General features: G+C 49.5%; 6 protein-coding genes. 4 read left to right on the forward strand and 2 right to left on the reverse strand.

Annotation, left to right across the window (positions count from 1 at the left end):
* The 3 genes from ACOJS8_RS02320 to ACOJS8_RS02330 form a co-directional block, all read left to right on the forward strand.
* Window positions 1–821: hypothetical protein (locus ACOJS8_RS02320; protein ID WP_420146915.1), on the forward strand; the 821-nt coding region annotated here is incomplete at its 5' end.
* A gap of 439 nt (window positions 822–1,260) precedes the next feature.
* Window positions 1,261–2,523: an alpha/beta hydrolase-fold protein gene (locus ACOJS8_RS02325; protein WP_420146916.1), complete on the forward strand. Its 1,263-nt coding sequence runs from the start codon at window positions 1,261–1,263 to the stop codon at window positions 2,521–2,523.
* 262 nt (window positions 2,524–2,785) lie between these two features.
* The gene (locus ACOJS8_RS02330; RefSeq protein WP_420146917.1) at window positions 2,786–3,211 is read left to right on the forward strand and encodes a DoxX family protein; all 426 of its coding nucleotides are present in this window, start codon (window positions 2,786–2,788) and stop codon (window positions 3,209–3,211) included.
* A 144-nt stretch (window positions 3,212–3,355) separates the two neighbouring features.
* Here the strand turns inward: ACOJS8_RS02330 and ACOJS8_RS02335 are convergent, their stop codons facing one another.
* Together ACOJS8_RS02335 and ACOJS8_RS02340 are read right to left on the reverse strand one after the other, a co-directional pair.
* Window positions 3,356–3,694, reverse strand: a complete 339-nt coding sequence (locus tag ACOJS8_RS02335; RefSeq protein ID WP_420146918.1) for a hypothetical protein — start codon at window positions 3,692–3,694, stop codon at window positions 3,356–3,358.
* 270 nt (window positions 3,695–3,964) lie between these two features.
* Complete coding sequence (locus ACOJS8_RS02340) at window positions 3,965–4,963, reverse strand: glycoside hydrolase family 43 protein (protein ID WP_420146919.1); 999 nt, start codon at window positions 4,961–4,963, stop codon at window positions 3,965–3,967.
* Between the two features lie 88 nt (window positions 4,964–5,051).
* Between ACOJS8_RS02340 and ACOJS8_RS02345 the strand changes: the two genes are divergently transcribed.
* Window positions 5,052–7,513, forward strand: a 2,462-nt coding sequence (locus ACOJS8_RS02345) for a glycosyl hydrolase (RefSeq protein ID WP_420146920.1), incomplete at its 3' end; no start/stop codon positions are given.

Here is a 7,513-nt window from a genome sequence, read left to right on the forward strand (position 1 = left end):
CTGGCAAAACGAATGAGTGGTCGGTGCAAACATGGCTGGATACGGGGACCAAACAATATGCCGACGACAAAACAGCCTTCCGTTCGTTACCGTCGAATCTCTATGGTGCCGAGTGGATTCGCGGCCCAAAGCAGTGGTCAGGGACAGAATCAGGAAAATTACCGACGTTCACGGTTTCGGCCGATGCAGACGTATTTATCGGCTTAGACGCACGTATCACCCAGAAACCAACCTGGATAGCAGCGTACGAGGATACAAAAACAAGGTTTGAGAATAGTCAGGGGACTGTTTTTGAGGTATACCGTAAACGGTTTTCCAAAGGCGCTACCGTAACGCTTGGCCGGAATGGTCTGACTACTACGTGCACCGCTAGCCCGTACACCGTCATGGCGACATCCATCAGCACCATTGAACCCGCCTATGATCTCAAACCTACAACGACGTATGCGGCAAATGCGATGCGGTTGGTAGGTTCCGGTATAGTCAAGGAAACCCGCAACGACCGCTCGGTTGCTACGTTCAAAAAAGCCGCGGGTGATGCCGTAGAGTGGACCATTTCGACGGGCGTTGCCGATACGTATGCGCTCACCGTTCGCTACGCCAACCCGACGGCCAAACCGCTGCTGGGCAAGCTCGAACTCCTGCTGGCAGATGGCACGCTGATTAAAACTGAAGCCGTTGAATTTACGCCCACTCGCCCCGGCAAATGGAATGCACTGACTACCTCAACGGGCACTATGATTAATGCCGGAAACTATACCGTCCGGTTGACCGCAACGAATGCCGAGGGTTTGAGTGCCTACCAGTTACTGGTGCAGTAAGGGGTTTTATCAGGCTGATGTAGGTTTTTAACTAAGTACCCGTCAAAATCCACTTGCAGCATCGGGACCTCGGACGTCCCGGCAGCACAAAAAATCATCGCACACCGAAGCAATTCAGCCACCTGGATCCTGTATGGCGTCCACCTGGACGGCTGCGCCAGCTGGCTTAGGGCCACTTATCCAGCACAGCTAGGCAGTGAAAAATTTCCGGAAGGGAGTTCGTAGCCAATGCAAGGCAGTAGCTTTTCGCCCTTCGAATGATCGCTAGGAAATCAAGCGCTGATTGTAGTTCTTGCATTTTTTATGCACTTACACATGTCGAGCAAGAGTTAACAATAACACAACTAAAATTCCTGCGTTCCAACCCCTAAAAGCCTGGTATCAATAAACTCACGTAACGATTCGTCAGCATGCCTGTTTCACCACTCTTTGTGCAGCTATGAAAATCACGCTCTGGAATCCAATTCTATTATCGGTGTTTGTTACCTTATCCTATTTGGCAAAAGCCCAAAGCAACAACATCGTTATTGGCCACATCGACAGCCTCTTCTCAAAAACCCTCAACGAGAAACGTAAAATCTGGGTGCATCTCCCCGATAGCTACCAAAATGGAGTGTATGCCAAACGACGGTACCCGGTGGTTTATTTACTGGATGGAACCAGTCACTTTTCGTCGGTGGTGGGCATGATTGAACAACTCAGTAGCGTCAATGGCAATACGATTTACCCGGAGATGATCGTGGTGGGGATTGCCAATACCAACCGGCTTCGGGATCTGACCCCCACGCCAGGGGGCGAAATGATTCCATCAGCGGCTGACAGTACAAGACGGAAAAACTCAGGCGGAGGGGAGAAATTCACCGCCTTCATCGAAGGCGAACTAATTCCCCGTATTGACTCATTGTATCCCACCGAGCCTTACAAAGTCTTCATCGGGCATTCGCTGGGTGGGCTGCTGGTCATCAACACGCTTATCCATCACCCAAACCTGTTCAACGCCTACGTGGCCATCGACCCGAGTATGTGGTGGGATGATCAAAAGTTGCTCATGACCGCCAAGCAGGTTATAGCTAGCCAGAAGTACGCGGGGAAAGCCCTGTTTATGGGTATCGCCAATACGATGGAATCCAGGATGGACACCTTACGGGTTCAGGCGGATACGAGTGGCGCTACCAAACACATTCGCTCCATCTTAGCCCTGGATCGTTTACTCAAGGCCAATCGACAAACCGGCTTACGCTACCAGGGGAAATACTACGGTCTCGATGACCATAGCTCGGTGCCGCTCATCGCAGCATACGACGCGCTCCACTTCCTTTTTGATGCGTACTCACTCAAGCTGACTGACCAGGACTATGAGGAAGACAATGCCGGGTTAGTCGATAAACTAACCACCCATTTTACGACTGCAAGCAGGCAGTTGGGCTATGCGGTGAAGCCCCCGGAAAGTCTGGTCAATGAACTGGGTTCTTATATGGTATCCCAGAAGAAGTTTAAAAAAGCCGAAAGTTTGTTCAAACTCAATGTGGCGAATTACCCAGCCAGCTACAACGCTTATGACTCGTATGGCGACTACTTTGTGGCCAAAAAAGACACAATCAGTGCCCTGGCCCATTTCCGGAAATCTCTTTCGCTGAAAGAAACGCCCGCCACGCGGAAAAAGATTACAGCACTTTTAGGTCGGGCCACCCCGAAGAAATAATCGGTAAACTTCAGGCTGATCAATCGGGCGTAATTTCCTTTTCCCGCTTATGTAAGATACAGGGGCGATGGATTTATCATCCCGATCAGAAGTAGCCAGACGAGTTATGGATGACCCGAAAAGAATGTCGCAAACCACCCGATTATTGGCGTTTTTACCCCCCGCCGAAGTCGTTGTTAGCTGGTAAATTTGTTCAGTTAGTCAATTAAACAACAAGGACTACATGACACAACTTACTTCTGTAAACGTAAAACCTACGGCCATGAAAAAGACAAAAATCGCGTACTGGGTATTAACGGGTCTGTTCGCCTTTGTGATGCTGGGTTCGGCCATTCCCGATATTATGGTTGTGCCGATGGCTGTTCAGGGCTTCAAGGAAATGGGAATGCCGGTTTATCTGATTCCGTTTCTGGGCTGGGCCAAATTACTCGGTGTGTTGGCTATTCTGGTTCCGGGTTTTCCACGTATTAAAGAGTGGGCCTATGCCGGTCTCATCTTCGATCTGCTGGGTGCTACGTATTCCGTCGCGAATAGTGGTAAAACTATCGGCGATTGGTCGCCAATGCTGGTGTTTATCGCGCTGGGTTTTGGTTCGTATGTCTTTTATCACAAGAAGCTGAGAGCAAGTATCTTACCTCCGCCCCGGACGCCCTTTCCAACCCAGGGTTCTTTGTCAGTGGTTGCTTAAACTGCAGTTGAAATAGTCACAAAACGATCAGCCCAGAATCATACCGTGAGATTCTGGGCTGATCGTTTTGTGTTTTACCTGATTAGGCTGTTCGGCCATCTGTACCGCTTTCAGGCGTTTACAGCCGTAAAGGGCTAATTTCGATTATTGATAAGGGCTGCTGGCATGTGCTGGCCTGAATTTTTCAATCATACGTAGCAGCCTTGGGCGAGTATACCGTTGTAATAAAACAGGATAAACATTTAAAAATAGGTTGGACAGAATTAACCATATAGCGTCCAGGACTGAATAAGCAGTGATAACGTAGCCGGTAACGAGTAAAACAATCGCTCCTATAAGGATATGGCCAACTTCGGACACGCGGGTTGCCCGCTCGTAGGCTTCAAAACGTTCAACGCTTTTTTTAATAGGCGTCTGCTGCTGCCTGATCTTTTCCCAGCCACTTTTTATTAAAATAGCCCGGTACCATTCCACGCCCAGCATCTTATACAATTTTCACTGTTTTTCAAGAGGGAAGGGAGCAAAATAGGCTGATTTTAAACTTGGGTTGATTTGGGATTCGAGGATGGTGAACCAGAACATCAGTACAAAGTTGAAACCTATACTAAACGCTGCTGAGGTGACATCCAGGTAAAGAAGGAAAAGGATTATCGTCCCGACTGCTAAACAGACGAGAAACAGTATTTTTACCCATTTAGGAAGCATAAGCGAATTAGTGAGTTAAGCTAAGTACGTCAAATGTGCTGCTGATTATTAGTTTAGCTTACGCGCTTCAACGCCTTCTTTGGTGATTTTAACCGGCTTGATGGCCCCTTTCTCGTCGAAAAACATTCGGTCGATACAGGTTTCGCGATGGTTGCCGTCGGTTTCGGTGAGTGGACGGCGGTGGTAAATAATATACCATTCCTCTTTGCCCGGAATCTGAATCACCGAGTGATGACCCGCACCTCTGGCAACGGTAGGGTCTTGCTGAAGAATTTTACCGACACGCTCAAACGGACCAAACGGCGATGACGATGTAGCGTAGGCGACAGAATAATTTGGGCCCGTCCAGCCGCCTTCCGACCACATGAAATAATACGTACCGTTCCGAATAAACATAATGGGGCCTTCAACGTAGTTCTTCGGGGTTATTTCGCGATATGTAGTACCATCAGCAAACGGGATAAATCCTGTAAAATCGTCTTTTAGCTGGGCAATGTTGCAGTGTCCCCACCCGCCATAAATGAGGTAATATTTACCGTCTTTATCCTTGAAAACGTATTGATCTATCGGCTGCGCACCATTGTGAATCTGTCCGACCAACGGCTTGCCCAGATGATCGCGGAACGGCCCGGCCGGGTTATCGGCTACGGCAACACCAATGCCTCCAATTTCGCCTTCGTGTACGTCATTGGCTCCGAAAAACAGAAAATATTTACCGCCTTTTTCGATGATAGCCGGCGCCCACATAGCGCGTTTTGCCCACTTGATGGCTGTTGAGTCTAAAATGCGGCTGTGCTTTGTCCAATTGACCAGGTCTGGCGATGAAAACGCATCGAAAAACACCTGTTGATTATAAGGAGCTGAGTAGGTCGGGTAAACCCAGTACTGTTTACCAAAAATAACGCCTTCGGGATCAGCATACCAACCGGGAAAAATTGGGTTCCCTGATTTTTTGGACGTAGTGCCTGGCGTGCTTTGGGCTAGTCCCGATAACGTAGTAGTAAACGAAAGAAAAGCAATGGCTAAGGTGAAGCGTAAACGATGCATACAGACTAAATGAATTCAGTGAATAGGTGGGTAAAAGTAAAAACAAAAGCTGCTTTATTTAGTACGTACAGACCGAATTGAATTACCTGTGTTAAAAAAAAACCTGATTCTGTTGTTTATACTGGCTTTCGCTACGTTGGGCAAAGCTCAGTCGCGTTTGCAAACCAGTCGCCCATGGACGTACTGGTGGTGGATGGGAAGCGCTGTGAACGAAGCCGATATTTCCCGTCAGCTGGAGCAATTTGCCAGCGTTGGCCTGGGTGGTGTACACATCATACCCATTTATGGCGTTCGTGGCTACGAAACGCAGTTTATCCCGTTTCTGAGCGATCGATGGCTGAACGTATTTTCGCATACAGTGCGGGAAGCGAATCGGTTAGGATTGGGCGTAGACCTGACGACGGGAACGGGCTGGCCCTTTGGCGGGCCGAACGTAACGCCGGAGATTGCGGCTAAACAATGGAAAGTTGTCGACGGAAAACTAACGGCCACGTTAACGAAACAGCAGGTTAAAAGAGCCGCTCCGGGGGGCGCCGGACTGGTTGTCGATTATTTTGATAAAACGGCTGTCCGCCAATACCTTACACGCTTTGACTCAACACTGGCCCGACTGCCGCAGAAGCCCAGAGCGGTTTACAACGATTCATATGAGGTGTACGGAGCAAACTGGTCGGCTACGTTTGCGGATGAGTTTAGGAAACGGCGAAAATACGACCTGAACAGTCAGTTGACCGCATTTTTAGATACAACAGGAACCGAAGCCGGGATTCTCGTAAAACAGGATTTCCACCAGACGTTGTCCGAATTACTACACGATGGCTTTACGGCTACCTGGACCGGTTGGGCACGAACAAAAGGATACAAAACCCGGAATCAGGCGCACGGTTCGCCGGGAAATCTACTGGATTTGTATACACTTGCCGATATCCCTGAAACAGAGTCGTTTGGCAGTAGCCGGTTTCCAATTCCCGGCCTGCGCGTTGACGACCATTACGATGTAGAGCGCTTTGGAACCCCGCATCCACTAGCCATGAAATTTGCTTCATCAGCCGCCAACCTGACCGGAAAACCGCTGGTCAGTTCGGAGACCACTACGTGGCTGGCGAATCATTTTCATGTATCCCTCTCGCAGATAAAACCGCAGGTAGATGAGTTGTTTACGGCGGGGATCAATCACATTTTCTATCACGGCACTACGTATTCACCGGCAGCGGAAACGTATCCGGGCTGGCTGTTTTATGCGTCGACGCACTACGGTCCAACCTCACATTTCTGGCCGCACGTGTTGCTGCTGAATCAATACGTAGCACGCTGCCAGAGCCGTCTGCAACAGAGCCAGGCCGATAATGACGTACTGGTTTATTTTCCTGTTCATGATCTGTGGGCAACACCCGCTAAATCAGCGGGAGGCATTCATCAACTGGAAGTACATCATGTGGAGCGTTGGCTGCTGAAGTTGCCGTTTGGGCAGCTTGGCGAGCAGCTTTTACAACGGGGGTATTCGTTTGATTACGTATCGGATGACCTGCTGCGAAACGTAACGGTCGACAAACAGGGACAGCTTAAAAGTGGTTCTGCTACGTATCGTGTCCTGCTGATTCCTCGTACTACGTATCTGCCAGAAACAACCCTGGTGCAGATTGAAAAACTGGCCCGGCAAGGGGTTCGGGTCGTTTTTGCCGATCAGCTGCCACAGCAGGCCACCGGTTATTTTCAGCATCGGTCTCGTTCGACAACTGTGCAGCAACGCGGGAAAGCGCTACGTCAGTTACACTCAGTCCGGATAAGCCAGAACGTATTTAAAACCCTCGATAGCATAGGCGTCCGTTCTGAGCAATTGGCTCCCATGGGATTGTCGTTCATCCGGAAACGCATCGCCGATACAACCCAGTATTTCATAACCAATCTGGCGAATCGGTTTCGGGAAGGTTGGGTGACGCTCTCAGCACAAGGCAATGTTACTCGCTACAATCCACTGACGGATCAATATGTGGGATTGGCACAACGTACCACGAAAACCGGAAAGAACGAAGTTTTTCTGCAGCTTGAGCCGGGGCAATCGTGTTTTATAAACGTCTCAAAATCAGCGTTGGGTACCTCAGCCAAGCAGCCGCGTTCAGAGGATGCAACGATTCAGTTAAACGAACCGTGGACACTTCAGTTTATAAAAGGGAAACCAGCGCTTTCAACCACGCATTCGCTGTCGTCGTTAGCCTCCTGGACCACACTCGGCGATTCAGCTTCGTATTTTTCGGGTCAGGCTCGTTACGTTACTACGTTCAATGTTTCAGCAAAAACAGACCTCAGTCAGACTCACACGCTTGATCTGGGCGACGTACGGGAAGTAGCCGACGTACGGCTCAACGGTCAACCACTTGGAACGGCTTGGTGCATACCGTTTCAACTGACCATTCCGCCCAACCGGCTCAGGAGGGGAGACAATCAGCTGGAAATCAACGTAACAAATCTGTCGGCCAACTACATGCGGCTGTATGACCGTCAAAATCCGGGCTGGAAGAAATTCTACGACATCAATATCGTCGACATTCG

This window comes from Spirosoma sp. (genome assembly GCF_048594605.1).
GTDB lineage: Bacteria > Bacteroidota > Bacteroidia > Cytophagales > Spirosomataceae > Spirosoma.